Genomic DNA, 300 nt, shown 5'->3' on the forward strand with positions numbered 1-300 from the left:
TGTGTATCATAAACTTGTACAGCGTCAAAGTAACGCTCTCCTGCCAAGTTATCTGCAAACTCTACTCCATCAACTTGTACAAAAACACCTACATGTTCGTTAGTAATAGAAGAAAAACTAACGGACAAAGGTGTTATTGCTTCTGTTACATCAGAACGTAATAAGTTTGTTCTAATTTGGTTTGTATTTAACCTTGTAACCGTTCCTCCATATTGGTCAAACTCGGTTCCTCATCCAATAGTAATGATACAGTTTCCAACTCTTTCTTCTCCAATATAAAGTCCTTTTAAGTTGATATAA

General features: G+C 35.0%; 1 pseudogene. It reads right to left on the reverse strand.

The annotated features are described in order from the left end of the window. A pseudogene (locus H2O73_RS23810) lies at positions 1 to 197 on the reverse strand (hypothetical protein); the annotation flags it as partial. Positions 198 to 300 lie beyond the last annotated feature (103 nt).

Origin of the sequence: Vibrio marinisediminis, from assembly GCF_014050145.1 — a bacterium.
Classification (GTDB): Bacteria; Pseudomonadota; Gammaproteobacteria; order Enterobacterales; family Vibrionaceae; genus Vibrio; species Vibrio marinisediminis.